Source organism: Xanthomonas sp. SHU 166, assembly GCF_000364685.1.
Taxonomy (GTDB): Bacteria; Pseudomonadota; Gammaproteobacteria; order Xanthomonadales; family Xanthomonadaceae; genus Xanthomonas_A; species Xanthomonas_A sontii.
In genome coordinates this window covers 1-1,327 of the sequence record NZ_AQOJ01000365.1, presented here as the reverse complement: position 1 = coordinate 1,327, position 1,327 = coordinate 1, and the positions used below count along the sequence as shown (strand labels likewise).

Sequence of the window (1,327 nt, the reverse complement as noted above, 5' to 3'; positions counted from 1 at the left end):
AGTAACCAAAAGAAAGCACACCCCGCAGCGCGCCCTCCGCGCTGCGCGCTCCGGGTCCGCAGCCACGGCGGGGATTCGCGGAAGGGGCATCCTGCCCCTGCCGCGAACGGCGCACGTCCATGTGCGCCGCCCTTCGGGTTTTTCCCCGCCGCGGCTGCCGCGCCGAGGGGACCCGGTAAGTCAAAGGCAGAGCAAAAGCAAATGCAGGAGCAAAAGCAAAAGCGGGAGCAAAAGCAGCAGCAAAAGCGGAGGCCGTCGCAGCGAGCGCGTCCGCGGAGCCGGTCGTGGCGTCCACCGCCGGGCACACTAGCGCCGGCATCGCCAGCGACCACCTGCGTGACCACCGCCGATCCCCGCGCGAACGCGCCTGAAACAACGAGCGCATGCGCCCCCTCACATCCGGAACACCCCGAACCGGCTCGGCTCCGCCGGCGCGTTCAGCGCCGCCGACAACCCCAGCCCCAATACCCGCCGCGTCTGCGCCGGATCGATCACCCCGTCGTCCCACAACCGCGCACTGGCGTAGTACGGATGGCCCTGGCGCTCGAACTGCTCGCGGATCGGTGTCTTGAACGCCGTCTCCTCGGCGTCCGACCACTGCCCGCCCTTGGCCGCGATGCCGTCGCGGCGCACCGTCGCCAGCACGCTGGCCGCCTGCTCGCCGCCCATCACCCCGATGCGCGCGTTCGGCCACATCCACAGGAAGTTCGGCGAATAGGCGCGGCCGCACATGCCGTAGTTGCCGGCGCCGAACGAGCCGCCGATCACCACCGTGAACTTGGCCACCTTGGCGCAGGCCACCGCCATCACCAGCTTGGCGCCGTCCTTGGCGATGCCGCCGTGCTCGTACTTGCGGCCGACCATGAAGCCGGTGATGTTCTGCAGGAACACCAGCGGGATGCCGCGCTGCGCGCACAGCTCGATGAAGTGCGCGCCTTTCAGTGCCGACTCGGAGAACAGGATGCCGTTGTTGGCGACGATGCCCACCGGATAGCCGTGGATGTGCGCGAAGCCGGTGACCAACGTGGTGCCGTAGCGCGCCTTGAATTCGTCCAGGCGCGAGCCGTCCACCACCCGCGCGATCACCTCGCGCACGTCGAACGGCTTGCGCGGGTCGGCCGGGATCACCCCATACAGCTCCTCGGCCGGATACAGCGGCGGCTCCGGCGTGCGCAGCGCCAACGCGGGGGGCGGCTTGCGCCAGTTGAGCTGGGCGACGATCGCGCGGACCCGCGCCAGCGCCTGCAGGTCGTTGTCGGCGAAGTGGTCGGCCACGCCGGAGATGCGCGTGTGCACGTCGGCACCGCCCAGGTCCTCGGCGCTGACG

At 70.0% G+C, this 1,327-nt stretch carries 1 protein-coding gene; it reads right to left on the bottom strand.

Annotated features, from left to right (window positions below; all coding sequences use genetic code 11):
- Positions 1-393: 393 nt before the first annotated feature.
- The coding region (locus D180_RS10395) for a carboxyl transferase domain-containing protein (RefSeq protein ID WP_017912740.1) at positions 394-1,327 on the bottom strand (934 nt) is incomplete at its 5' end.